This window comes from Pseudoalteromonas galatheae (genome assembly GCF_005886105.2).
Lineage (GTDB): Bacteria > Pseudomonadota > Gammaproteobacteria > Enterobacterales > Alteromonadaceae > Pseudoalteromonas > Pseudoalteromonas galatheae.
This window is the reverse complement of sequence record NZ_PNCO02000001.1, coordinates 2293785-2320495: the sequence shown is the minus strand read 5'-3', so window position 1 is coordinate 2320495 and position 26711 is coordinate 2293785. Positions and strand designations below refer to the sequence as shown.

Annotated in this window: 23 protein-coding genes; 20 read left to right on the top strand and 3 right to left on the bottom strand. The window is 44.3% G+C overall.

Features of this window, described 5'->3' with window-relative positions:
* The first annotated feature begins 75 nt into the window (after nt 1-75).
* The 19 genes from rpsB (at nt 76) to CWC29_RS10065 (ending at nt 21221) form a co-directional block, all read left to right on the top strand.
* Nucleotides 76-804 carry a 30S ribosomal protein S2 gene (gene rpsB / locus CWC29_RS10155; RefSeq protein ID WP_010371318.1) on the top strand — a complete coding sequence of 243 codons (729 nt, stop codon included), beginning with the start codon at nt 76-78 and terminating at the stop codon, nt 802-804.
* A gap of 220 nt (nt 805-1024) precedes the next feature.
* Complete coding sequence (gene tsf / locus CWC29_RS10150; protein ID WP_102057110.1) at nt 1025-1876, top strand: translation elongation factor Ts; 852 nt, start codon at nt 1025-1027, stop codon at nt 1874-1876.
* Between the two features lie 139 nt (nt 1877-2015).
* On the top strand, nt 2016-2753 hold the full coding sequence (gene pyrH, locus CWC29_RS10145; protein ID WP_010371324.1) for a UMP kinase: 738 nt from the start codon (nt 2016-2018) through the stop codon (nt 2751-2753).
* Between the two features lie 92 nt (nt 2754-2845).
* Nucleotides 2846-3403, top strand: coding sequence for a ribosome recycling factor (gene frr / locus CWC29_RS10140; RefSeq protein WP_010371327.1), 558 nt, complete (start codon nt 2846-2848; stop codon nt 3401-3403).
* A gap of 171 nt (nt 3404-3574) precedes the next feature.
* Nucleotides 3575-4348, top strand: coding sequence for an isoprenyl transferase (locus CWC29_RS10135; protein WP_138523132.1), 774 nt, complete (start codon nt 3575-3577; stop codon nt 4346-4348).
* Between the two features lie 10 nt (nt 4349-4358).
* Nucleotides 4359-5225, top strand: coding sequence for a phosphatidate cytidylyltransferase (locus tag CWC29_RS10130; RefSeq protein WP_138523130.1), 867 nt, complete (start codon nt 4359-4361; stop codon nt 5223-5225).
* Entirely contained in the window at nt 5222-6412 is a 1191-nt protein-coding gene (ispC, locus tag CWC29_RS10125) for a 1-deoxy-D-xylulose-5-phosphate reductoisomerase (RefSeq protein ID WP_138523128.1), read from the top strand. The genes CWC29_RS10130 and ispC overlap by 4 nt, the downstream gene beginning before the upstream one ends.
* Nucleotides 6413-6414: 2 nt before the next feature.
* A complete protein-coding gene (rseP, locus tag CWC29_RS10120; RefSeq protein WP_138523126.1) occupies nt 6415-7767 on the top strand; it encodes a sigma E protease regulator RseP in 1353 nt (450 codons plus the stop codon).
* Between the two features lie 164 nt (nt 7768-7931).
* Nucleotides 7932-10403, top strand: coding sequence for an outer membrane protein assembly factor BamA (gene bamA, locus CWC29_RS10115; protein ID WP_128726468.1), 2472 nt, complete (start codon nt 7932-7934; stop codon nt 10401-10403).
* A gap of 11 nt (nt 10404-10414) precedes the next feature.
* Nucleotides 10415-10933 (top strand): OmpH family outer membrane protein, encoded by a 519-nt coding sequence (locus CWC29_RS10110; RefSeq protein WP_128726469.1) that lies wholly within the window; start codon nt 10415-10417, stop codon nt 10931-10933.
* Entirely contained in the window at nt 10933-11976 is a 1044-nt protein-coding gene (lpxD, locus tag CWC29_RS10105; protein WP_138523124.1) for a UDP-3-O-(3-hydroxymyristoyl)glucosamine N-acyltransferase, read from the top strand. The genes CWC29_RS10110 and lpxD overlap by 1 nt, the downstream gene beginning before the upstream one ends.
* A gap of 10 nt (nt 11977-11986) precedes the next feature.
* The gene (fabZ, locus tag CWC29_RS10100) at nt 11987-12439 is read left to right on the top strand and encodes a 3-hydroxyacyl-ACP dehydratase FabZ (RefSeq protein WP_010371351.1); all 453 of its coding nucleotides are present in this window, start codon (nt 11987-11989) and stop codon (nt 12437-12439) included.
* Entirely contained in the window at nt 12439-13212 is a 774-nt protein-coding gene (gene lpxA, locus CWC29_RS10095) for an acyl-ACP--UDP-N-acetylglucosamine O-acyltransferase (RefSeq protein ID WP_039497145.1), read from the top strand. Before fabZ ends, lpxA begins: the two co-directional genes overlap by 1 nt.
* Nucleotides 13213-13284: 72 nt before the next feature.
* Nucleotides 13285-14439 carry a lipid-A-disaccharide synthase gene (gene lpxB, locus CWC29_RS10090; protein ID WP_138523122.1) on the top strand — a complete coding sequence of 385 codons (1155 nt, stop codon included), beginning with the start codon at nt 13285-13287 and terminating at the stop codon, nt 14437-14439.
* On the top strand, nt 14429-15022 hold the full coding sequence (rnhB, locus tag CWC29_RS10085) for a ribonuclease HII (protein WP_138523120.1): 594 nt from the start codon (nt 14429-14431) through the stop codon (nt 15020-15022). The genes lpxB and rnhB overlap by 11 nt, the downstream gene beginning before the upstream one ends.
* Nucleotides 15023-15024: 2 nt before the next feature.
* Nucleotides 15025-18516: a DNA polymerase III subunit alpha gene (gene dnaE, locus CWC29_RS10080; RefSeq protein WP_128726473.1), complete on the top strand. Its 3492-nt coding sequence runs from the start codon at nt 15025-15027 to the stop codon at nt 18514-18516.
* Nucleotides 18517-18532: 16 nt separating this feature from the next.
* Nucleotides 18533-19489: an acetyl-CoA carboxylase carboxyl transferase subunit alpha gene (gene accA, locus CWC29_RS10075; protein WP_128726474.1), complete on the top strand. Its 957-nt coding sequence runs from the start codon at nt 18533-18535 to the stop codon at nt 19487-19489.
* A gap of 84 nt (nt 19490-19573) precedes the next feature.
* On the top strand, nt 19574-20881 hold the full coding sequence (gene tilS, locus CWC29_RS10070) for a tRNA lysidine(34) synthetase TilS (protein ID WP_138523118.1): 1308 nt from the start codon (nt 19574-19576) through the stop codon (nt 20879-20881).
* Nucleotides 20874-21221, top strand: a complete 348-nt coding sequence (locus CWC29_RS10065) for a hypothetical protein (protein WP_128726476.1) — start codon at nt 20874-20876, stop codon at nt 21219-21221. Before tilS ends, CWC29_RS10065 begins: the two co-directional genes overlap by 8 nt.
* Before the next feature lie 33 nt (nt 21222-21254).
* Here CWC29_RS10065 and CWC29_RS10060 read toward each other — a convergent pair whose 3' ends face one another.
* Nucleotides 21255-22151, bottom strand: coding sequence for a GGDEF domain-containing protein (locus tag CWC29_RS10060; RefSeq protein WP_128726477.1), 897 nt, complete (start codon nt 22149-22151; stop codon nt 21255-21257).
* A 152-nt stretch (nt 22152-22303) separates the two neighbouring features.
* Here CWC29_RS10060 and CWC29_RS10055 point away from each other — a divergent pair, with 152 nt between their 5' ends.
* Entirely contained in the window at nt 22304-24274 is a 1971-nt protein-coding gene (locus CWC29_RS10055; protein WP_138523116.1) for a monovalent cation:proton antiporter-2 (CPA2) family protein, read from the top strand.
* Nucleotides 24275-24624: 350 nt separating this feature from the next.
* On the opposite strand, the gene CWC29_RS10050 is transcribed toward CWC29_RS10055, so the two are convergent.
* Nucleotides 24625-25209 carry a GNAT family N-acetyltransferase gene (locus tag CWC29_RS10050; RefSeq protein ID WP_138523449.1) on the bottom strand — a complete coding sequence of 195 codons (585 nt, stop codon included), beginning with the start codon at nt 25207-25209 and terminating at the stop codon, nt 24625-24627.
* A gap of 37 nt (nt 25210-25246) precedes the next feature.
* A complete protein-coding gene (locus tag CWC29_RS10045; protein WP_045964207.1) occupies nt 25247-26386 on the bottom strand; it encodes a patatin-like phospholipase family protein in 1140 nt (379 codons plus the stop codon).
* Nucleotides 26387-26711: the final 325 nt, after the last annotated feature.

The following is a 26711-nucleotide window of genomic DNA, read 5'->3' as shown; positions in this document are numbered from 1 at the left end:
TGCAGTTATAAAAACTTCGTGTTGGTGCTATGGGATATGTGGAGGCCTAACCCTAACTTTTAGAGGAAATATACAATGGCAAACGTTTCAATGCGCGATATGCTTCAAGCTGGTGTTCACTTCGGTCACCAAGCACGTTACTGGAACCCTAAGATGAAGCCGTTCATCTTCGGTGCACGTAACCGCGTTCATATCATCAACCTAGAAAAAACTGTTCCTATGTTCAACGATGCACTTAAGTTCTTACAGAACGTAGCATCTAACAAAGGCAAAATCCTTTTCGTAGGTACTAAGCGCGCTGCAAGCGAAGCAGTTAAAGAAGCGGCTATCCAAAGTGAGCAGTTCTACGTAAATCACCGTTGGTTAGGTGGTATGTTGACTAACTGGAAAACAGTTCGTCAATCAATCAAGCGTCTTAAAGAGCTTGAGACTCAAAGCCAAGACGGTACTTTCGAGAAGCTTACTAAGAAAGAAGCGCTAATGCTTACTCGTGAAATGCAAAAGCTTGAAAAAGGCCTTGGCGGTATCAAAGATATGGGCGGTCTTCCTGACGCTATCTTCGTTATCGACGCTGACCACGAGCACATCGCTATCCGTGAAGCTAACAACCTAGGTATCCCAGTAGTATCTGTTGTTGATACTAACTCTAACCCAGATGGTGTTGATTTCATCATCCCAGGTAACGACGACGCTATCCGCGCAATCCAGCTATACACTGGTGCAGTAGCGACTGCTATCACTGAAGGTCGTGAAAGCAACATCGTTGCTCAAGCAGAAAACGACGACTTCGTTGAAGCTGAGTAATTACCTGATTAGGTATTAGCTGTCATCAAGTCTTCATCAAATTATTGATGAAGACTTGATATTCTTTATAAGCGATTAACTGCTTATCCCGTTGTTTGCCAAGCAGACCTTGAAAGATAACGGATTTTTATCAAATTGAGGCGAGCTGTACTTGATTTGATATTCAGCCAACCTAAGGTTGGTTTTATCAAGAACTGAATTCAGATTTGAGGATATTCTAATGGCTGTAACTGCTGCCCTAGTAAAAGAACTTCGTGACCGCACTGGCGCTGGTATGATGGATTGTAAAAAAGCACTGACAGAAACTGGCGGTGATATCGATCAAGCAATCGAAAACATGCGTAAAAGTGGTGCTGCTAAAGCTGCTAAAAAAGCAGGCAACATCGCTGCTGAAGGTACAATCATCATCAAGCAAGGCGAAGGTTTTGCTGCACTAGTAGAAGTTAACTGTCAAACTGACTTCGTAGCAAAAGATGCAAGCTTCCTTGCATTTGCTAACGAAATTGCTGACGCAGCTGTAGCTGAGCAACTAACTATCGAAGACTTACAAGCTAAGTTTGAAGAGACTCGTGTTGCACTAGTAGCTAAAATCGGTGAGAACATGAACATCCGTCGTGTTTCTTACATTCAAGGTGACAAGCTAGTTGCTTACCGTCACGGCGAGCGTATCGGTGTTGTTGTAGCTGGTGATGCTGACGAAGAAACACTTAAGCACGTTGCAATGCACGTTGCTGCTTCTAAGCCAGACTACCTAAACCCAGAAGACGTACCTGCTGAAGTAGTTGAAAAAGAAAAAGCGGTTCAAGTTGAAATCGCAATGAACGAAGGTAAGCCAGCTGAAATCGCTGAGAAAATGGTTGTTGGTCGTATGAAGAAGTTCACTGGTGAGATCTCTCTTACTGGTCAAGCTTTCATCATGGAACCTAAGAAATCAGTGGGTGATTACCTTAAAGAGAAGAATGCATCTGTTTCTTCATTCGTTCGCCTAGAAGTAGGTGAAGGTATCGAGAAGAAAGAAGAAGATTTCGCAGCAGAAGTTGCAGCACAAATCGCTGCAGCAAAAGGCCAGTAATCACTTATTGTGATGCCTAATGACGTAAAAGCTGACATTAGCTTTGCGTCATTGCTGAAAATTCTCTAAAATAACCGCGCATTTATGTCTAGCATAAGCGCGGTTATTTTTTACCTCACTTTTAATTGGCCCGGATATTATGACTATCAATAAAAAACCTGTTTTTAGACGCGTTCTTTTAAAGCTTAGTGGTGAAGCTTTAATGGGAGATGAAGGCTTTGGTATCGATCCAAAAGTATTGGATCGTATGGCACAAGAAATCAAAGAGTTAGTAGAGCTCGACGTAGAAGTGGGTTTGGTTATCGGTGGCGGTAACTTCTTACGTGGTGGTTCACTTGCAGAAGCGGGCATGAACCGCGTAGTGGGTGACCATATGGGAATGCTGGCGACCGTCATGAATGGTCTTGCGATGCGTGATGCGCTGCACCGTGCTTTTGTAAACGCACGTTTGATGTCTGCTATCCCGCTAAATGGTGTGTGTGATGCGTACAATTGGGCAGAAGCAATTAGCCTATTAAAATCTGGCCGTGTTGTTATTTTCTCTGCAGGTACGGGCAACCCATTCTTTACCACGGACTCAGCAGCATGTTTGCGCGGTATCGAGATTGAAGCGGATACCGTGATTAAAGCCACAAAGGTTGAAGGGGTATTTAGCGACGATCCGGTGAAAAACCCAGACGCTACGCTATACCGTACGTTGACTTACAACGAAGTTATCGACAAAGAATTGAAAGTGATGGATCTAGCTGCATTTACATTGGCACGTGACCACAATATGCCAATCAGCGTATTCAACATGAATAAACCAGGTGCATTGAAAAATGTCATCATGGGTGAAGAAGAAGGTACCCTTATCTCTTCTCAAGCAGCAGAATAATCTGACGACTATTTCAGCAACTCGCAGTTAAGTAGCGAATCTCTAAATTGCGAGTATAATCTGGCATAACAAGAACAGACTAGGAAAGTATTGTGATCGAAGATATTAAAAAAGACGCTCAAGAGCGTATGAAAAAAAGTGTGGCTGCACTTGGAAGCCAGCTTTCTAAAATCCGCACAGGTCGTGCACACCCAGCGTTACTAGATGGTATTTCTGTTTCTTACTACGGTGCAGATACACCGCTAAACCAAGTAGCAAACGTTACGACTGAAGACTCTCGTACACTGGCTATTAGCGTATTCGACAAATCGCTTGCACAAGCGGTAGAAAAGGCAATTATGTCTTCTGACTTAGGTCTAAACCCAATGTCAGCAGGTACTGTGATCCGTGTTCCACTTCCTCCATTAACTGAAGAGCGTCGTAAAGATCTTATCAAGATCGTTCGTGGTGAGGTCGAAGGTGGTCGTGTTGCTGTACGTAACATTCGCCGTGACGCAAACGGTGATATTAAGTCATTGCTAAAAGACAAAGAAATTTCTGAAGACGAAGCACGTCAAGCTGAAGATGATATCCAAAAATTGACTGACAAGTTCATCAAAGAAATGGATACACAGCTTAGCGCGAAAGAAGCTGAGTTAATGGAAATCTAAATGTCTTTACCCTAGTGTTTATATTTACGCACTGTTTACGTATTGCAGAAAATACTGCTTTGTTTCTGAGCAGTTAGCGTTTTTGGGGCTAGGTAAACTGACAAATTTATTAGGTTTGAAGCGCCGCCTAGGGTATACTAGGCGGCGTTTTTTTTCACTAAAATTGGAATTATGGTTTTAAAAGCAGAGGTTATTTCGCAGCAATCATTGCCAAAACATGTTGCGATAATAATGGATGGCAACGGTCGTTGGGCTCAAGCTCGCAGGCGTCCGCGCGCTTTCGGACACAAGAAGGGCGTAGATGCGGTTCGCAGTGCTGTACAATTCTGTTCCAAGTTAGGTATAGATTCTCTGACGCTATTTGCCTTTAGTAGTGAAAACTGGCGTAGGCCAGAAGATGAAGTCAGCACATTAATGGAGTTATTTATTTATGTGTTGTCTAAAGAAGTTAAAAAATTACATAAGAACAACGTAAAGCTAACCATTATTGGCGATCTTTCTCGTTTTCCTGACAGCCTCCAACAGCGTGTTCGTGAAGCTCAAACATTGACCCAGGACAATACAGGGCTTAACTTAAACATTGCAGCAAATTACGGTGGACGTTGGGATATCACACAGGCAGCACAACACCTCGCAAAACAAGTTGCGGAGGGCGAGTTGCAACCAAGTGATATAACCGAAGATGCCTTGACAGAGCAGATGACGATGGCCGATCAAGCGAATCTCGACTTGCTGATCAGAACGGGAGGCGACTTCCGCATCAGTAACTTCTTGCTATGGCAAGCTGCGTATGCCGAACTCTATTTTACCGACACGCTTTGGCCTGATTTTGACGAGCAAGCATTCTCTGAAGCCATTGCTTGTTACGTGTCTAGAGAGCGACGCTTCGGATGCACAGGAGAGCAAATAAAGCAGCTCCTCGCAGAGAAAGACGCAACAAGTTAAGGGTTCAAATTTGTTAAAACAACGCATTCTAACGTCAGCGGTGCTTGCACCTCTGGCTCTACTTTTGGTGTTTTATACACCGCTGGCAATGTTTAGTACGATTGCCGCACTAATCGTTTTGCTTGGTGCATGGGAGTGGTCGGCGCTTGCAGGCCTTTGTCAAAAGCGTCAGCGTTTTACTTTTGTTGGTGTCATGGCAGTGCTAATTCTATTGCTTAACACTCATTGGCCAATACAGGATTTATGGCAGCAGGGGCGCTTAGTCGCTGATGCTAATTATGTATTTACATTAGCTTTTGCGTGGTGGTTGGTTGCCACTTTCTTGGTGGTTAAATATCCACGAGCAGCGCGTGCATGGAATGAAGGGATCATGATGCGCTCCATCGCAGGTGTACTGACACTAGTGCCGCTGTGGCTTGCATTAAACGTGATGCGTAGTGCCGGATATGAAGATGGCGAGCACATAGGTTCAGTCCTTATCATGGTGGTATTGGGCATAGTGTGGAGTGCTGATATAGGTGCTTACTTCGCTGGCAAGAACTTAGGTAAGCATAAGCTCATGCCTAAAGTGAGCCCGAATAAAACGATTGAAGGTCTAGTCGGTGGTGTGATAACCGCGGTTATTTTTGTGCTAGTGTTTTGTCACTTCGCCGCGATTGATTTAAATATGTGGCCAGTCTACGCTGCAATGACCATCATTATCGCGCTCTTTTCTGCCGTTGGTGATTTGCTTGAAAGCATGTTTAAGCGCGAGGTAGGTCTCAAAGATTCAGGCCGTTGTTTACCGGGGCATGGCGGCATCCTAGATCGCATAGATAGCTTAACGGCTGCAGCACCCATTTTTGCTTTTTGCTACGCTTGGACGGTTGTGCTATGAGCGAGCAAAACTTGGTGGTACTAGGAGCGACCGGCTCCATTGGACTATCAACGCTAGACGTCGTCAGCCGCAATGAAGAACAATATCGTGTTTTTGCCCTAGTCGCAGGGCAAAACGCGGAAAAAATGGCCGAGCTTTGTTCACGTCATCGACCCAAGTACGCGGTTATGAGCTCTGAGCAGGCAGCTCAGCAACTTTCTCAACATTTGACGGGCACTACTACGGAAGTACTCCATGGTGTTGAAGCAATGGCTGAGATGGCTCGTCACGTAGATGTGGATATTGTGATGTCCGCAATCGTTGGTGCAGCGGGTTTGTTACCGACTTTAGCAGCGGTCGAAGCGGGTAAAAAAGTGCTGCTGGCGAACAAAGAGTCGTTAGTAATGAGTGGCCAGCTGTTTATGGATAAAGTAAAAGCGCACGGTGCGACTTTACTCCCTATCGACAGTGAACATAATGCTATTTATCAATGCCTACCAACGACTATACAAACGGGACAATCTTCAAACTTAAGTCACAGCGGTGTTAGTAAGATTTTATTAACCGGCTCTGGCGGACCTTTCTTACAGCGTTCATTGGCTTCCTTAGCATCAGTAACGGTCGAAGAAGCGGTTGCGCACCCAAATTGGTCTATGGGCAGAAAAATCTCTGTCGACTCTGCGACTATGATGAATAAAGGACTAGAGTTTATTGAAGCTAAGTGGTTATTTAACTGCTCAGCTGACGATATTGAGGTGGTGATCCACCCACAAAGTATGATCCACTCTATGGTGCAGTATCGCGATGGTTCGGTGCTGGCACAAATGGGACAACCAGATATGCGAACGCCGATTGCATATGGGCTTGCTTATCCTGAAAGAATCGACGCCGGTGTCGAGCCATTAGATTTTTCTCAGATTGTTGATTTCACTTTTACCAAACCAGATTTTAATCGTTATCCCAACCTCAAATTAGCGATTGATGCATGCCGTAGTGGTCAGGCCGCAACAACAACAGTGAATGCTGCAAATGAAATTGCCGTCGCGGCATTTTTAGAGGGTAAAATTGGGTTTTGCGATATCTATCGAGTCAATGCTTTAACGCTTGAGCAAAGTACGCTAAGCGTATTAAAATCCGTCGAGTCGATTATGGAAACAGACCGTACGGCACGCCATCGAGCACAGCAAATTATCGCTACATTGAGGTAACCATGTTTGAATTTTTCTGGCACTTAGGGTCATTTGTTCTTGCTTTAGGTATTTTAGTTACCGTTCATGAATATGGCCATTTTTGGGTTGCCAGAAAAGCCGGAGTTAAGGTCTTACGTTTTTCTATCGGTTTTGGTAAGCCTTTAGTTAAGTGGTATGACAAACATCAAACTGAATACGTTATCGCCGCAATTCCACTTGGCGGTTATGTCAAAATGCTCGATGAGCGCGTTGACGATGTGCCAGAGCAAGAGCGTCATCTTGCTTTCAATAATAAACCAGTACTTTCTCGTATCGCTGTGGTAGCAGCAGGCCCCATTGCCAATTTTTTGTTTGCGGTTGTCGTGTTGGCAGTGATGTATATGGTAGGAGTTCAATCAGTAAAACCTGTTGTTGGTGAGGTTGCCCCAACGAGTATTGCGGCGGATGCTGGATTTCAATCAGGCGACCACATCATTGCGCTGAATGATGAGCTAGTGCACTCATGGCAGGACGTCACATTTGAGTTAATGGCGCATTTAGGTGAGCCATCGTTGGTTGCCAAAGTACAAGATGAAAAGGGTAGCTTGGCGATTCGCACGCTACGTTTGAGTGATTGGAAATTAGAAAAGCAAGATGAAGCACCTCTCACATCAGTAGGTATTACACCATTTAGGCCGCCACTGACGCTGCAGCTCGGTTATATCGAAGAAGGTGCAGCTGCTGACAAAGGTGGCTTACAAGTCGAAGACACGCTGGTTGCGATAAATGGTGACAAATTGGCATCGTGGCAACAGCTGGTGAACCGAGTTCAAAAGTCTGCGAATCAGGCCATAAGCATAGATATTCTGCGCGATGGCCAGCCACAAACCCTAACGGTAACACCTCAGGCAAAAACCTCACCAGAAGGTGTCGTACAAGGCTACTTGGGCGTTGTGCCTGTGATGGAAAAATGGCCAAATGGTTATATTGAAACTAGACAATACGGCATCCTAGATAGTATGGTGCTTGGCATTCGTAAAACTTACGACTTGATTGCCTTAAGTTTCGACATGATCGGCAACTTAATCACGGGCCAAGTCTCGGTTAAAAACTTAAGCGGGCCTGTGGGGATCGCGGTGAGTGCCGGAAATAGTGTTAGTTACGGGTTAGTTGCATTTTTAGGCTTCTTAGCGCTTATCAGCGTAAACTTAGGAGTTTTTAACTTATTACCGCTCCCTGTCTTAGATGGTGGGCATTTAATGTATTACTTAATTGAACTAATTCGCAGAAAACCAGTCTCTGAAAAGACACAAGAGTTTGGGTTTAAGATTGGAGCGGCGCTTCTTCTTGCCTTAACGTTTTTTGCACTATTTAATGATGTTTCTCGGCTTTAAGCCGTGCGGTGCTCAAAAGCGCACATTATATGCAGTTTAAATGTTTGCATTATTGTTCAAGCATACAACGGATAACATAATACAAAACTGTAACGTTTGAATGTTGTGATGTAGTGAGCCTTAGCGTATCGCGCCAAATTGTTGTAAAGGATAAAGATAATAAAATGCCTATAAAAAAACACATTGCAGTAACCAGTTTACTGGGCGCTAGTTTTGCTGCCTTAGGGCAAAACTCCTTTATCGTAGAAGATTTAAAAGTAGAAGGGCTGCAGCGCGTTGCACTAGGCGCTGCATTGACACATATTCCGATCAACGTTGGTGACAATGTCGATCAGTTTACCATTTCACGCACAATCAAGGCGTTATATAAGTCTGGCCACTTTGACAACATCGCAGTATTTCGTGATGGCAATCAAATCATTTTTAAGGTTAAAGAACGTCCAACTATCAGCTCAATCGAATTTGATGGCAACAAAGACATCAAAGACGAGCAGCTAAACGAGAGTTTAGAGCAGCAAAATATTCGCCAAGGCGAACCGCTGGACAAGACCGTACTTGATAGTATTGAAAAAGGTTTAACGGAGTTTTTCCACAGTATTGGTAAATATAACGCTAAGGTTGAGGTGAGCATTGTTGAACTGCCACGTAACCGTGTGAAACTGATGCTGAAGTTTGAAGAAGGCGATGCCGCTTCTGTGCGTCAAATTAACCTTGTTGGTAATGAGTTGTTCTCAGATGAAGAGCTGCTTAACCTGATTGAGTCTCAACAGGACTTACCATGGTGGCGCTTCCTTTCTAATGACCGCTACCAAAAGCAAACCATTGAAGGCGATTTAGAAAAGATCCGCAGTTTTTATTTAGACCGTGGTTATCTACGTTTTAATATCGATTCAACGCAGGTTTCAGTAAGCCCTGAGCGTGAGTCTGTTTATGTTACGGCAAATATCACTGAAGGTGAAAAGTATACCGTTAAAGGTTTTGACTTTATTGGTGACTTGCTAGGCCGTGAAGACTTGATTAAGGAAATCGTGCCGCTTCGAGCCGGTGAGCTGTATAATGGTTCCGTGGTGACGGCAACTGAAGATTTCATAAAAAGCTATTTGGCGCGTTTTGGATATGCTAACGCTGAAGTGCGTACTGTTCCTGAAATTGATGATGAAAATAAAGAAGTACAACTAACGCTATCGGTAGACCCTGGTAAGCGCGTGTATGTGCGTCGAATCGTAGTTAACGGTAACCAAAATACAGCGGATGAAGTATTACGCCGTGAAATGACGCAGCTTGAAGGCGCATGGTTGTCTAACCAAAACTTAGAGCGGTCAAAGCTGCAAATTCAACGTTTGCCATATATGGAATCGGTGGAGTTTGAAGTCAAGCCAATCCCAGGCGTTGAAGATCAGGTTGATGTTGACTTCAAAGTAAAAGAGCAACCTGCTGGTAGTTTCCAAGCAGGTGTTGCTTATGGTTCTTATGCGGGCCTTCAGTTTAACATCGGTGTCAGTGAATCTAACTTCCTAGGTTCTGGTAACCAAGTTGCTTTCAATATAAACACTTCGCGTGGTTCAGAGCGTTATAGTGTGTCTTATACCGATCCTTACTTTACACCTGATGGCGTGTCGCAAGGCAGTAGTGTCTTCTACAGCAAGTTTGATGCGAGTGAATTTGGTATCGTAGATTATAAGTCGACGAGCTATGGCCTCGGCACTAACTTTGGTTTCCCAATTAATGCGATTAACCGTGTTAACTTTGGTATTCGCTGGATAGAAGAAAGCCTTTCGCAAATTTCAGACTTTGAGCAAACACGAGTGCTTCGTGAGAGTTTCTTAAACGAAAGCGATCCAGATGCAGATTATGACTTTACTAAATATGAGTTAAGTGCAGGTTGGTCTCGTGTAACAATTAACCGCGGTATGTTTCCAACAGCAGGTTCTCGTCAAAGCTTGAACTTAAGTATTACTACACCAAACTCTGACTTGAACTTCTTTAAAATTAACTATGACTCACGTTTCTATTGGCCGATTAGTAATGACCATCGTTGGGTATTCTCAGCGAGAGCAGGTTTAGGCTATGGTAACGGTTATGGCGAGACGAATGGGTTTGAGCAAGTATTGCCATTCCAAGAGTTCTTCCGTATTTCAGAGCAAGAACTACGCGGCTTCGACCGAAACACAATCCTACCTCGAGCGGTGCAGCGTGCGCCTAAGTGTATTCCGGGCACACCTAAACCAGATGGTACTGCGGGTAGCTGTATCGGCGGTGACCCTGAGTTTGATACGCTAAGTCTTGGTGGTCGTATTGGTGGTAACGCGAAAGCGCTAGCAGGTCTTGAGCTTATCGTACCAACACCGTTCCTTGACGAAGATAACACCAGTTCTGTAAGAACCAGTTTCTTCGTAGATGCAGCGAACGTATGGGACACAGAATTTGATGTTGATCGCTACAGCAACTTGACGGAAGATCAATACAATCTACTTTCTGACTTCTCTGATCCTACAAGATTCAGAGTATCAACGGGTTTATCTATTCAGTGGATTTCACCAATGGGTCCAATGCTGATCAGTTTTGCATACCCACTCAAAAAAGAAGAAGAAGACGATACCAAGACGATCAGCTTCAATATCAGTAATACATTCTAAGGAGTTTTATTGTGAAAAAATTTATTAAATCATCAACACTAGCCATGACAGCTGCACTAATGATGGGTGCTTCGGGTAGCGCATTTGCACATAAGGTAGGCATCGTAGATATGCAGGAAGTGTATAAGCAAATTCCACAAATGGCGAAAATTGAACAAACGCTACAAGCGGAGTTTGCTGAGCGTCGTCAAGAGCTTGAAAAAATTCAGGGTGACATTCGTTTTGAAGCGGAAAAGTTCAAGCGCGAAGCGACCACAATGAGCGAAGAGCAAAAAGAAGCACTTCGTGAGAAGATCCAAGGCATGCAAAAGACACTTGCTGAAAAAGGTCGTCCACTAGAGCAAGAAATTAAAGCACGTCAAAACCAAGAACTTGCAAAAGTACAAAAGTTAATCGTGGATGCGATTGAATCCGTTGCTAAAAAAGGTAAGTTTGACGAAGTTAAAGTAAAAGATACGACAATTTACTTTAATCCTGATAAAGTAGCCGACCTTTCTGATGATGTGGTAAAAGCGGTTAGCAATAAGTAATGACAAAACTTCACACCTTATCTCAACTCGCTGAGTATCTAGGTGCTCAGCTGCAAGGTGATGGCGATAAATCAATTCGAAATATCGCCACTCTCGCACAGGCAAAAGACGACCAAATCGCGTTTTTAGCCAACAGCAAATACCGTGGTCAGCTTGAAGATACGACTGCGGGGGCCGTGATCTTGAGTGAAAAGGACGCGGACTATTTTGCCGGTAATAAACTCATTATCGCTGACCCTTATGTAGCTTATGCAAAACTTGCACAGAAGCTAGATTCAACCCCTAGCGCAGCATCAGGGGTTCATCGTACAGCAGTTATCTCAGATACTGCAACGCTTGGTGAAAACGTCAGCGTAGGTGCGAATGCCGTAATTGAAGATGGTGCTGTGATTGGTGATGATGTTGAGATAGGGCCGGGCTGTTTCATTGGAAAACATGCCAAAATAGGCGCAAAGACTAAACTCTGGGCAAACGTGACTATCTATCATGAAGTACAGATAGGAGAACAATGTCTATTCCAGTCTGGTGCCGTAATAGGAAGTGATGGCTTTGGCTACGCCAACGAAAAAGGCGAGTGGGTTAAGATCCCTCAAGTTGGCACCGTAATTATTGGCGACCGTGTCGAAGTTGGCGCGAGTACTTCTATTGATAGAGGTGCGCTAGAAGACACCATTATTCATAGTAACGTCATTTTAGATAACCAGATCCAAATTGCCCATAACGTCGAGGTTGGTTACGGTACAGCCATCGCAGGCTGCACAGTACTGGCGGGCAGTGTTAAAATCGGTAAATACTGCCAAATTGGTGGTATGACGGCAATCAATGGTCACAACGAAATTTGTGATGGGGTTGTTATTACTGGTATGAGCATGGTTACTAAAGGAATTACTGAGCCGGGGATCTACTCTTCTGGTTTACCTCACCAAACGAATAAAGAGTGGCGTAAGTCTATTGCACACTTACGCAATTTATCTGACTTTAAGTCGCGCCTGAAGGCACTTGAGGTGTTGACAGCAAAGCTTAAAGAGACTGATGTAGAATAAGGAAGCTATTTTGGCTAACGAATTAAACAGCTTTGATATCCAAGAGATTTTAAAACTTCTTCCACACCGCTACCCAATGTTGCTTGTTGACAAAGTAGTAGATTTTAAGCCAGGCGAATATCTTCACGCGATTAAAAATGTGACGATTAATGAGCCTATTTTTACAGGTCACTTTCCAGAGCAACCTATTTTTCCTGGTGTATTGATCCTAGAAGCGATGGCACAGGCAACCGGTTTACTTGGTTTTAAAACGGTCGAGAATCGTAGCGAGAATGAACTATACTTATTTGCAGCGATTGATAATGCACGTTTCAAACAACCTGTACTGCCGGGTGATACGATGCATTTGCATGTTAAGTTTGAAAAAGAACGTCGTAATATTTGGAAGTTCAGTGCTGAAGCTAAAGTTGAAGGCAAGACGGTGTGTTCAGCTGAAATTATGTGTGCTAGAAGAGAGTTTTAATGGCTATTCATCCTACCGCAATTATCGAATCAGGCGCGCGTTTAGGCGAGAATGTTTCTGTAGGCCCTTATAGTTATATTGGCAATGACGTAATCATTGGTGATAACTGTAAGATTGAATCACATGTTGTGATCAAAGGCCCATCTGAGATTGGTTCAGGCAATCACATTTTCCAATTCGCGTCAGTAGGGGAAGCCTGCCAAGATAAAAAGTACAAGGATGAACCAACCAAGCTAATTATTGGTGATAACAACGTTATTCGTGAGTGTGCGACTATTCATCGTGGCACAATTCAAGATGAAGGGATCACTCGAATTGGTAGCAACAACCTATTTATGGCATACACCCATGTGGCACACGATGCGGTTATTGGCAGCAATGTGATTTTCGCTAACAATGCGAGTGTAGCCGGACATGTACATATTGGTGACTGGGTTATCCTTGCGGGTAATTCAGGTGTACACCAATTTTGTAAAGTGGGTTCACATGCCTTTATTGGCATGTATTCTGGTGTGAATCAAGACGTGCCGCCTTTTGTTACAACGACTGGCACGCCAGCGAGGCCCGTTGCAATTAACACCGAAGGCTTAAAGCGTCGCGGCTTTGAGTCTGATGAAATTATGGCAACAAGACGCGCATACAAAACGTTATTCCGTAAGGGACTGCGTTTGGAAGATGCGTTAGAAGCGTTAAAAGAGGATGCTTCTGAGTTCGCAGCAGTTCAACAAATGATTGATTTTATTGCGACTTCTAATCGCGGTTTGATCCGCTAAACTTGAGCCGCAATACAGGTTATACTTACGCCATACATTTTGTATGGCGTTTTTTTATACTGAAAAATAACAATGGCTAACGAAAAAAATATCACCATTGGCGTGGTCGCAGGAGAGTTATCAGGCGATATACTCGGGGCAGGCCTGATAAATGCGCTAAAACTTCATTACCCCAATGCCAATTTTGTCGGGATCGGTGGCCCTAAAATGCAACAAGCTGGTTGTAAAAGCCTGTTCGACATGGATGAACTGGCTGTTATGGGGCTAGTCGAAGTGCTAGGTCGTTTACCTCGCTTGCTAAAAATTAAAAAGCAGTTGGTAAACTACTTTATTGATAATCCACCTGATGTATTCATTGGCATTGATGCACCAGATTTTAACCTACGGGTTGAAAAGCCATTGAAAGCAGCTGGAATCAAAACTATACAATATGTAAGCCCAAGTGTGTGGGCGTGGCGTCAAAAACGTATTCATAAGATTGCCGAAGCGACTAACCTAGTGCTGTCTTTGCTGCCATTCGAAAAAGCCTTTTATGATAAACATGAAGTGCCTTGTACATTTGTGGGTCATACGCTGGCGGATGAAATTCCACTTGAACCGGATACCGCAGGTGCGCGTGCACAGCTGAACTTAAGTCAAAATGATACGGTTTTAGCACTGCTTCCAGGTAGCCGAGGCTCTGAAGTTGGCTTATTGAGCCGCACTTATCTTGCTACCGCAAAAAAACTAATCGATAAAATTCCCGACTTAAAAATCGTCGTGCCTTTGGTAAACGAAAAGCGCAGAGCGCAGTTTTTGGAAGCCTTGAAAGAAGTTGCGCCGGAATTGAACCCGATTATGCTTGATGGCCAATCAGCACTTGCAATGCAAGCGGCGGATACCGTTTTACTGGCCTCGGGTACTGCCACACTTGAGGCAATGCTATATAAGAAACCAATGGTGGTAGGGTATAAGCTGAATCCTAAGAGTTATTGGATTTTTAATACCTTTTTTACCTTTAACATCAAATACTTTGCCTTGCCGAATTTATTGGCCGACGCACCACTAGTACCTGAGTTTTTACAGGCAGAGTGTAACCCTGACGCACTTGCTGATGCGCTTTTCCCGATGTTAAAAGGCAATAATAGTAAGCTTGTTAGAAAGTTTTACGAGATACATGAGAACATTCGCCTAAATGCCAGCAAACAAGCGGCTCAGGCTGTAATGGAGTTGATAGATGCAAATTGAACGTCCTGATGTGCAGTATATTGCAGGCGTTGACGAGGTAGGACGTGGCCCGTTGGTGGGTGACGTTGTGACCGCAGCCGTCATTTTAGATCCAAGCAAACCGATTATTGGTTTAACCGACTCAAAAAAGCTGTCAGAGAAAAAACGCCTTGCATTGGCAGAAGAAATAAAAGAAAAAGCGTTGTGTTACTGTATTGCAAGAGCGTCAGTTGCAGAAATTGACGATCTGAATATTCTTCACGCAACGATGTTGGCGATGACACGCGCAGTTGAAGGATTGGAAATTCAACCAAATCATGTATTTGTTGATGGTAATCGTTTACCTAAGCTGAGCGTTGCGGCTACTGCAGTTGTAAAAGGGGATAGCCTAGTTGCCGAGATAAGTGCGGCATCCATATTGGCGAAAGTCACTCGAGACAATGAGATGTTAGCACTGGATGCGGAATATCCTGAGTTTGGTTTTGCAGGCCACAAAGGTTATCCAACCAAAGCCCACTTTGCTGCACTCGCAGCACATGGGGTTACTCCGCATCATCGTACAAGCTTTAAGCCTGTGCAACGAATTTTGGCCGAGAAGGAGTAAGCATGCCAGCCCCGCAGTTTGTCCATTTGCGTGTACACAGTGACTTCTCAATGGTGGACGGTCTAGCTAAGACTAAACCAATTGTGGCAAGGGCCGAAGAGCTTGCAATGCCTGCCCTTGCCATCACCGATCAAATGAACTTATGTGGTTTGGTGCGCTTCTATAGCGGCGCCCACGGGGCAGGGATTAAGCCAATAATTGGAGCGGACTTTTGGCTTAAGTCAGATCAATTTCCTGATGAGCCAAGCCGAATTCTCGTTCTCGCTAAGAACAATCAGGGTTATAAAAACCTGACTTTGTTGATCTCCGATGCTTATCTTCGCGGCCATGTTTTCCATCGTCCTGTTATTGATAAAGAGTGGCTAGCAAAATATAAAGAAGGTCTGATCCTTATTTCCGGCGCGAAAGATGGCGACTTAGGTAAAGCTATCTTAAAAGGTAATCCTAAGCTCATTGAGGAGACTCTAGCGTTTTACGAACAGCATTTTAGCGACCATTTTTATATCGAGTTGCAACGCACCTCACGTGCACAAGAAGAAGAATATCTCCACGGTGCTGTGGAGGTGGCGGCGGCGCGTAATATACCCGTTGTGGCGACGAATGAAGTGGTGTTTTTACATGAAAAAGACTTTGATGCCCATGAAATTCGCGTTGCTATTCACGACGGTTACACATTAGAAGATAAAAATAGACCAAAGCGATTTTCTAAAGAGCAATATTTAAAGACTTCTGAGCAAATGCAAGCGCTCTTTAGCGACATTCCAGAAGCTTTAGAAAACACCGTAGAAATCGCCAAACGCTGTAACGTGACGGTACAGCTTGGCACATATTTCCTACCAGATTATCCAACGGGCGATCTGGCGATTGAAGATTTCTTGGTAAAAGTGTCGAAAGATGGTCTAGAAGAACGTTTGCAGTTTTTATTTCCTGACGAAAATGACCGCAAAGAAAAGCGTGGTGAGTATGACGACCGTCTGCAGGTTGAGCTTGACGTTATTAACCAAATGGGATTTCCAGGTTACTTCTTAATCGTAATGGAGTTCATTCAGTGGAGTAAGGATAACGGCATCCCTGTAGGTCCTGGTCGTGGCTCCGGTGCCGGCTCTTTGGTGGCATATGCGCTTAAGATCACAGATCTTGACCCACTTGAATTCGATCTCCTATTCGAACGATTCCTTAACCCAGAACGGGTTTCGATGCCAGACTTTGACGTCGACTTCTGTATGGATAGGCGGGATGAGGTAATTGACCACGTAGCTAAACTCTACGGTCGTGACGCAGTATCTCAGATCATCACTTTTGGTACGATGGCGGCAAAAGCGGTAATTCGAGACGTCGGCCGTGTGCTTGGCCACCCTTATGGCTTCGTAGATAGGATTTCCAAGCTTGTACCTGGCGACCCTGGTATGACACTTGCCAAAGCGTTTGATGTTGAGCCTCGCTTGCCTGAAGCTTATGACAGTGATGAAGAAGTCCGTGAACTGATCGATAAATGTCGTATTCTTGAAGGCTGTACACGTAACGCGGGTAAACACGCCGGTGGTGTTGTTATCTCGCCTACCACTATTACCGACTTTGCAGCACTGTATTGCGACGAAGAAGGTAAATTCCCAGTTACCCAGTTTGATAAGAATGACGTAGAAACTGCAGGTCTGGTTAAGTTTGACTTCCTCGGTTTAAGAACGCTAACCATTTTGCAATGGGCGCTCGACATGGCGAACGAACGCCTTGGCAGAGAAAGTCGTGAACCGATTGATATTGCCGCCATCCCACTGGATGACCCTGCAAGTTTTAAAGTGTTACTAGACGCACAAACAACTGCGGTATTCCAGTTGGAATCTCGTGGTATGAAAGACTTGATCCGTCGCTTGAAGCCAGACTGTTTCGAAGACATGATCGCACTGGTTGCACTATTCCGTCCAGGCCCGTTGCAATCAGGCATGGTAGATAACTTTATCGACCGTAAGCATGGTCGCGAGGAAGTATCGTATCCTGATGCGCAATATCAGCACGAAAGCCTACAACCTATACTGGAGCCGACCTACGGGATCATCCTTTACCAAGAACAGGTAATGCAGATAGCGCAGGTGCTTGCAGGTTATAGCCTAGGCGGCGCAGATTTGCTTCGTCGTGCAATGGGTAAGAAAAAGCCAGAAGAAATGGCAAAGCAACGTGCAACGTTCGAAGATGGTGCCAAAAACAATGGCGTCGAAGGCGAACTTGCCATGAAAATCTTCGACTTGGTAGAGAAATTCGCGGGTTACGGCTTTAACAAATCACACTCTGCTGCTTACGCGTTGGTGTCTTACCAAACGCTATGGATGAAAACCCATTTCCCTGCCGAGTTTATGGCGGCGGTAATGTCAGCGGATATGGATAACACCGACAAAATCGTAACCTTGGTCGATGAATGCGAAAACATGAAGTTGACGCTGCTACCACCAGATGTGAATGCCGGTGTTTATAAATTTACTGTAAATCGTCAAGGTGAGATCGTCTATGGTATAGGGGCGATAAAAGGCGTAGGTGAAGGTCCTGTTGAAGCTATTCTTGAAGCGCGAGCTAAGGGAGGAGAATTTAAAGATTTATTCGACTTCTGTGCGCGAGTTGATTTAAAGCGCCTAAATAAACGCGTGATTGAAAAGCTAATATACGCAGGAGCGCTTGATAAGCTTGGCCCTGATGGAGATCAGCCAGGGCGTGCGACTTTACTGGCAAGCCTAAAGGATGCCATGAAGTCGGCAGAGCAGCATCACAAAGCTGAATCACTTGGACAGAGCGACTTATTTGGTTTGCTTGCGGTTGAGCCAGAGGAGGTTGAACAAGCCTTTATCAAAGCCACGCCGCTCAGCGATAAAGAATGGTTAAACGGGGAAAAAGAGACGTTAGGTCTCTACCTAACTGGTCACCCAATTAATCAATATCGCAAAGAATTAAAATATTATACCTCTGGCAAGTTAGTTGACTTACAACCCGGTAATCGTGATACGGTAGCAACCGCGGCGGGACTGGTTATCAATGCTCGTACCTTGATAAACAAAAAAGGAGCGCGTTGGGGACTTATCACTTTAGATGACAAAAGTGCCCGAATTGATGTACGCTTATTTCCTGAACAGTTTGAAATGTACCAAGAAATGCTGCAAATTAACCAAATCTTGGTAATATCTGGACAGGTCAGCTTTGATAACTTCTCTGGTGGCATTACAATGACCGCAAGAGAAATCTCTACCATTGCTCAGGCGCGAGAAAAGCGTATTAGTGCAATAAAAATGACGCTAAATATGGCTCAAATTGACGCGAACTTCTTTGATAATTTCAAAAAAGTGCTAGAACCATATAAATTTGGAACGTGTCCGGTAAAAATTAAATATCAGCGTCCTGATGCATTAGCAGAGTTAACATTAGGAACACAATGGTGTGTGACGCCGAGTGATGAGCTTTTAACTCGTTTATCACTATTGGCGGCGCAGGAATTAGAATTAGAATTTAACTAAACAGGTAGTTTAGAGCATGAGCCTCAATTATCTTGAATTTGAACTTCCAATCGCTGAATTGGAAGCAAAGATCAAAGAATTACAAAACGTTAGCCGCTCTGGCGATTTAGATCTTAGCCTTGAAGAAGAGATCAGCCGCTTAAAAGACAAAAATGTTGAGCTAACCAAGAAAATTTTTGACGACTTGGGCGCTTGGCAAGTGTCTCAATTAGCGCGTCATCCGCTTCGTCCATATACTCGCGATTATATTGAACGCATTTTTACCGAGTTTGACGAGTTCGCGGGCGACCGTACTTTTGCTAACGATCCGGCTATTCTTGGTGGTGTTGCACGACTTGACGACAAGCCAGTAATGATTATCGGTCAGCAAAAAGGTCGTGATACGGCTGAAAAAATCAAGCGTAACTTTGGTATGCCAAAGCCAGAAGGTTACCGTAAAGCATTACGCTTAATGGAAATGGCTGAACGCTTTAAGATGCCAATCATCACCTTTATCGACACTCCGGGAGCCTATCCGGGCGTAGGCGCTGAAGAGCGCGGTCAAAGTGAAGCGATTGCACGTAATCTTAAGGTGATGGCGGCGCTCAAAGTACCAACCATTTGTACCGTAATTGGTGAAGGTGGCTCTGGTGGGGCATTAGCTATTGGAGTTGGTGACAGAGTGAACATGCTGCAATACAGCACCTATTCTGTAATTTCACCTGAAGGGTGTGCTTCGATTCTTTGGAAGAGTGCAGACAAAGCGTCACTTGCAGCAGAAGCTATGGGCGTATCAGCTTCTCGCGTAAAAGAGCTAGACCTTATCAATAACATCATCGAAGAGCCGCTAGGTGGCGCGCACCGCAACTACGATGCGATGGCGAAAAACCTGAAAGTTCAACTTAAGCGTGACTTGGCAGATCTTGAAGCGCTAGGCACCGAAGAGATGTTAGATCAGCGTTATAAGCGCCTGATGTCATTTGGTTATTGTTAATACGGGTTTCTGCTCGTATTGATATCAATGCTAATTTAAGTTAAAAAGCCGCTATAGAGCGGCTTTTTTATTGATTGTAGAAAAATGATTAATAGTCAGATTTACCAACAAGTAGAGTCAAGTTTAACAGTATTGAGCTCCAGCCTTGACGCCAAAGGGTTGTGTATTGCTTTATCTGGCGGTGTGGATTCGGTTGTGTTGCTCCATCTTTGTCGAGAATATGCAAATAAGCATAACGTTGCACTCCAGGCGGTTTATGTTAATCATGGCTTGTCACAGCACGCTACGCAGTGGCAGCAATTTTGCCAATCACTTTGTGAAACACTTAATGTTCCCTTTATTGCAAAACAGGTTGCCATTACTCGGAAAGCCCGAACTAGCCTCGAAGCGCAAGCACGCGAAGCTCGCTATCAAGCGTTAGATGACGCGGCCAAAGCTGGTTTTGCAATCGTGCTTGGACAACATGCCGATGACCAAGTAGAAACTTTCTTACTGAGATTAAAGCGCGGCTCTGGGTTACTCGGGCTTGGAGCGATGAAAGCGACAACTCAGCTGCCATCTGGGCGTGATTGTATTCGTCCGTTACTTGCCGTTAGTCGCAGTGATATTGAAGCATTTGCACAGCAGTTTGGTCTTGAGCATATTACAGATGAGTCCAATGCAGACGATGCGTTTGATCGCAACTTTTTGCGCAATCAGGTGATCCCGTTACTTACCTCTCGATTCAATGGTTTTGTAGGTAACACACTGCGTAGTATTGATATTTTACAGCGCCAACAAGCCATAATTGATGAGGTGAGTGAAGAAGACTTAAAAAAATGCTGTTGTCGGACTGCGTTGAATATTACGGCACTACAGCAACTTTCGCATGCGAGAAGAGATAATGTCATCAGACTGTGGCTTTCAAAGCAGGGCATAGAGATGCCGAGTCAAAAACAGTTGGATGAAATCGTACTGCAGGCATTTTCATCACGCCAAGACAGTCAACTTGAAATTCGTTTTAAGCAAGGTGCAGTGAGGCGTTATCGTGATGCACTTTATTGGGTAACAGAAACTAGCCAAAAGCATGATATTGAGACCGTTAATCTCAACGAACTAAGCGGGAAAAGTACACCTGTTTCTATACAAATGGGGAAGGGGATCCGTAAACCTTTCTTGGACGAAATCGTTAGCATTCGCTACGGCAGACTTAAAGATAAAATCAAACCACAGGGCAAACCTGGCTCTAATACCTTGAAACATTGGCTAAAGGATTTGCACGTTCCAAGCTGGGAGCGTGATTCTATTGCGGTTGTCTATTACAATGATACTCCGGTTGCGGTGAACGGCCTGTTTGTGAGTGCCGAGCACGCTGAAGACATTGGCATTATTTGGGTAGTAAAAGATGACTGAAAGTAAAAAGATTGGCCAACAGTTAGCGCAAAAGTCGCCTTATGCGGTGGTGTTCACTGTGGTGGTGTTTATTGTACTCTTTATGCTGAGTGAAGTGGTGTGGCTGAATCAAGTATTTGCTTCTGCATCTGGCATTATCAGTATCGTATTTTTACTTCTGTATTGGCATGGTAAGGGCGGAATGTATTTTATTCTTGGCCTACTTGCGCCAATGCTTGCAGTGATGTTTTCAGAGTTACCCGATTTCCTCGCGCTTGCATGGGTAATAAATGGATTTTTTAACGGCGCGGCGCTTGCCCTGATGGCATATCTATACTTAGGAAAAGGTGCTCAGCGTTAACGCATAACACTGAGCAAAAGGGGAAGTGGTTTTTTATACTGCGCGAGCGCAGTTTCGTCCGGCTGCTTTGGCGCGGTATAGGCCGCTATCCGAACGAGCAAATATATTGTCAGCAGTGTCATGGCTCGATGCCAGTGTAAAGCCTATGCTTGTGGTCACCGTGTATTTAGCCAACATGCTCGATTTTCTTACGGTTTCCATTATTCTCTCTGCAATTACTTTGTTGGTGGTAAACGCAGGATCGTCAATCAAAATGGCAAACTCATCGCCACCGAACCGAAATACCGAGTCTGTCGCACGCGTTGAGGTTTGCAAAATGCGCGCAAATTCAACCAATACTTCATCACCAGCTTTATGACCATGAACATCGTTCACTTGTTTAAAGTTATCTAAATCTAAAAGCATTAGGCTAAAATTACGATGTTGACGACGACAACGCTCGAGCTTTTCTTCTAAATTGTCAGTAAATTGACTGCGATTATAAAGTCCAGTTAGTGAGTCCTTGGTTGCTAATTGCAATACACGGTTGTACATCAAGGCATTACGCATTGGGTAAATTAAACAAGCGTGTAACTTTGATAGTTTCGCCTTGATCGCTTCACTAAAAGGAAACTCACTGAAATACACCAACTGGCCTAAGTGCTCTTTTTCGAGCTCAAGATCAAACGTACTGGCTGGAAATTGGCTATCGCAGTCCTTCATTTGAAAGACACCAAGGCTGCAATGGAACTGAAGTCCCGAAATTTTTGAAATTCTTGCCACATGCTCCGCGTAAATAGTCAACAGCTCATTAATGTTGAGCGTTGTCTGAAGTTTGTCGACTAATCGTGCGTAGTGTTCACCGCCTTGCGTACTATACTGTTCAGAATTGAACGGCAAGTAATCGCCTCTGGTCGGCAACCTCTGTGTCAAAATATGGACGTTTTCCATATTTCTTCCCCTTAAATACAACAATACATGTTTAATATGCGAACTTTATGCCAAAAATTTAAACTGGCTTAAAAACAAACGCTTGCTATATTTAAAAGAAAGAAAAAGAAATCCACCTTTATTTCCCGTCAATTTTTCGCTCAGGAGGCAGATTGCAAAGTATCTTCGCGCAGGTTTTTGCCTTGCTATTATGTGCAGTGATTTTAGTCTGGTCCTTTAAGCGGATTGGCTTACCGCCTATTTTGGCTTATTTGCTCACTGGAGTAATTGCGGGCAGCCACGGCATTGGATGGATGAGTGACAGCCAAGAAATTCACTTTATGGCCGAGCTTGGGATAGTATTCTTGCTGTTCAGTTTAGGACTTGAATTTTCCGTGCCAAAATTAATGGCGATGCGAAACGTGGTATTCGGGCTGGGGAGTTTACAGGTCATTGTGACCACGATTATCGGTATGCTAGTGTTGCGTTTTATGCAATATGAGTGGGAGGGGGCATTTGTGATTGCGAGCCTCATTGCACTCTCTTCTACGGCGGTGGTGGTCAAGCTATTAAAAGAACTAGGGATGCTCAATACACGTCATGGTCAGCTTGGTATCGGTATATTGTTATTCCAAGATATTGCCGTTGTGCCGCTGCTTATCGCATTTCCGCTTATTTCCTCTGCGAGTAACTCAGAGCTGGCATCGGCGCTGTTTTTTGCGTTTGCAAAGGGTGCGGTCGTGTGTCTTGTCTTATGGGCAATAGGTAAGTGGTTACTACCAAGAATATTTAATGAAATCGCATTGGTGAGAACAGACGAGCTCTTTGTTTTGTCTACCTTGGTCGTTGCTCTTTGCGCGGGCTCGCTCACTTACGCGTTTGGACTCTCAATGGCACTCGGTGCATTTTTAGCGGGCATGATGTTAGGAGAAAGCCAATATCGACATCAGCTTGAGGCAGAAATTAGACCATTTAGAGATATTTTAATGGGGCTCTTTTTTGTCACAGTGGGTATGCAGCTAAATATTCCTTATGTGCTTGACCAGTTTGTTTATATTGTTGCAGCACTTGCTGCTGTACTTGTGATCAAAGTGTTGATCATCGTTGGCGTTGCGCAGTTAATGGGTGAGCGTAAAAAAGACGCTTGGGGCGCTGGTATTTTGATCTGGCAAATGGGGGAGTTTGGCTTTGTATTACTCGCGCTTGCCAGTAAGCATCAGTTGTTGGATCAAAATGCAGTGTCGTTTTTGATTACCCTTGGCGTGTTGTCTATGGCGCTAACACCTTATCTCATTAGTAAAACTGCTTATCTCCTCAATATCTTGGGGATTGAAAAAGACTGGCAACCGGAAGCTCCAAGTGGTTATAACGCAGCTGATTTAAAAAATCATGTTGTAATTTTCGGTTATGCGCGTGTTGGTCAAACCATTGCACGATTTTTACGTCCAGAGGCTATTCCTTATATTGCGGTAGAGCGTAACCCGCAAATTGTACAAGACGCGCAAATTGCGGGTGAGCCTGTGTTATTTGGTCATGCGGCACAAAAAACGCTGTTAAAATCAGCAAATATTGATAAAGCGCGCTTGGTTATTATTACTTTTGATGATTTTGAACAAACGCAAGTAGTTGTTGATGCCATTCGTCGGCGCACCCACGAAGTGAAGATCTTGGTACGAATGAAAGATGACAGCTATATGGAGCAGTTAAAAGCCATGGGGGTCGCAGAAGTTGTGCCAGAAACTTTAGAGGCAAGTTTGATGTTAGTTTCTCATGTGCTGTACATGTCTGGCGTGCCAATGCGCAGGATTTTTCGTCGCGTCAGTAAAGAGCGAGAAAATCGTTATCCGTATTTACATGGTTTTTTTGCTGGAGACAGCAGTGATCTGCATGAAGTCACTGGCGAGCGATTAGAGTATTTGCATGCCATTGCTTTACCTGACAATGCGTTTGCTGTTAACAAGTCAATTGCTGAGCTTGAACTCAAGGTCAAGCGCGTTGATATTACTGCACTAAGACGCGACGGCGAAGAAATTGCTCAGCCAGATGAGCAAACCGTTTTACGCGTTAATGATGTTTTACTCTTAAAGGGGAAACCTCGCCGCGTTGAACGTGCGGAGCAGTTTTTACTCGATGGCCTACCGTAATAATGTTTCTTTAATCTGTGCCTTTTTAACAGATCGCCGCGTAAAGCGTCTCCTACAACACAAAGTAAGAGCAGGTTCATCCTGCGATATTGAGTACAGTTTTTGTTGTCAGAGCTCGCCGCGTAAAGCGTCACCTACAACACAAAGTAGGAGCAGGTTCATCCTGCGATCTTGTGCGCTGTTTTTGTTGTTACAGCTCGCCGCGTAAAGCGTCTCCTACAACACAGAGTAGGAGCAGGTTCACCCTGCGATCTTGTGCTCCGTTCTGTTTTTGTTGCTACAGCTTGCCGCGTAAAGCGTCTCCTACAACACAGAGTAGGAGCAGGTTCACCCTGCGATCTTTTATGCTTTTACTCCCTGTCGAGCTTGCTCAATAAATGCTGCTTAACGGTGGGCCATTCTGAGGCGATAATCGAATACACAACGGTGTCTCTTAGCTCGCCGTTTTTACCAATCTGGTGGTTACGCAAGACACCATCGAGCTTAGCGCCAAGCCGCTCAATGGCACTTCGAGAAGCATGATTAAAAAAATGGGTTCTAAACTCTACGGCAATGGCGTCAAAATCTTCAAAAAGTTGCTGTAGCAGCAAAAACTTACACTCCGTGTTAACCGCTGTTCGACGCACTTTATCGCTGTACCACGTATAGCCTAGCATGGCACGGCGGTTGGCTATATCTGCATTGTAATAGCGGGTGGTTCCCACGATTTCGTTGCTGCTATTTAGCCTTACCGCATAGGCAAGGTTGCCTTCAGATGCTTGACTTATCGCAGTGTTAACATAGCGTTCCATATCGTCTGGATTGGGAACATTGGCATACCAAAGCTTCCAAGCTTCACCATCTTTTACTGCTTGTTGCAGCGCATTAATATGTGTTGTTGATAATGGTTCAAGGGTGACATGTTGTCCTATCAGTGGTTTATCAGTTGGCCACATGCGTTACTACTTCCTTATTTTGAGTATGGTTTAAATCTTACTTGAGTTCCAAAAACTCTCTCATTTCGTCCAAGCGGTTCATGCCGTCTTCAAACCCAAGCTCGATGAGTTTTTGTGTATAAGTACGCTCAAACAGCAAGTAACTCGTTAAACTCGACGGAGAATGCTTTTTAACCCCCATGGTTCTGAGCAACAGCTTGATTGCCAATGGCATATCTTCGTAATAATGATCTGCGACTTCATTAAAATTAACCGTTGGCTTGATGAGCATATGATCTACTCGCCTAAGCTCTTTGTGCTTTTCTCTGGCCGGTAGCAAACTTACCGTGCGATTGACGCGATCGAGCCGTTCGATGTCTGAATTTAAGGTATCGCTAAACACACTGTCTAGTAGGTGACCGGCGACCACAGACATTCCCGGAAAATGCGGCTCATAACCGAGCGGCTGTGGTAGTTTAGGCTGCTCAACACCGATCACAAAGATTTTATCCGCACCTAAATGAATGGCAGGGCTTAGCGGGGAGAGCTGGTGGATAGAGCCATCACCATAGTAATGATGCTTAACGCGCACGCTTGGAAACACCATTGGTATAGCCGAACTCGCCATGAGTAAGTCGAGCGAAATCGTGCCCGGAACACCTTCGCGCTTTGAGCGCTGCCAAGGCTCAGCATTGTTCGCCTGATAAAACGCCACAGACTTACCAGTAGAATAGCTCGAAACCGTAATCGCGATGGCATCAAGATAATGGCGGTGTAGATTGTGATCGATGCGATTTAAATCAAGCACATTAGCCAGCAGCTTTCGAAGTGGCGAGTTATTTAACAAGCTGGCTGGTGGCTGATTAAGATACTGCGCTTGAAAGCTGCGCATCATATTGGCAAATAAATGGCCGTATGCACCGGTAAACGAGCTTTTGTACACCATATCGGTGCTAAAGTTCTTCCAAATATATTCCACTTTTTTCACCGCAAGGTGAAAGCAAGAGGCGTAACAGGCAATCCCTGCCGAGTTAATTGCGCCGGCAGAGGTGCCAGTAATGATTTCAAAGGGGAGGGGAGAAGTACGAGGCATACTTTGCGCAAGCGCCTTTAATACCCCAACTTGATAAGCGGCCCTTGCACCACCTCCAGTCAGTAGTAAGGCAATTTTTTTATCACTCGTTCTGTGCTTTCTCAAAAGAGGCCATCCTGCTGTTAAATTTGCTTAATTTAAATTTGGTCTTTTTATGCGTTATTTATCTTTGTTGATGTTGTAATGCTTTAGGTGCAAAGAGTTGATAACTCCAGTAAATGCGTTATTTTTAGTAGTAAAGTGCCACTTTGCCCTTAAGCCGCTTATAGGTTGTTTTATTTATTCTAGTTGAACCTAGCTAAAACCCAAGTTGCCTGAGTGCACATACCCGCGCAATATATTAGGCTATTATTTTGAAATTTAAGCACTAAAGCGCTATGGTGGCACAAACAAATTTTAACAAACTAGCGATTTAATTTAGTCGCTAATT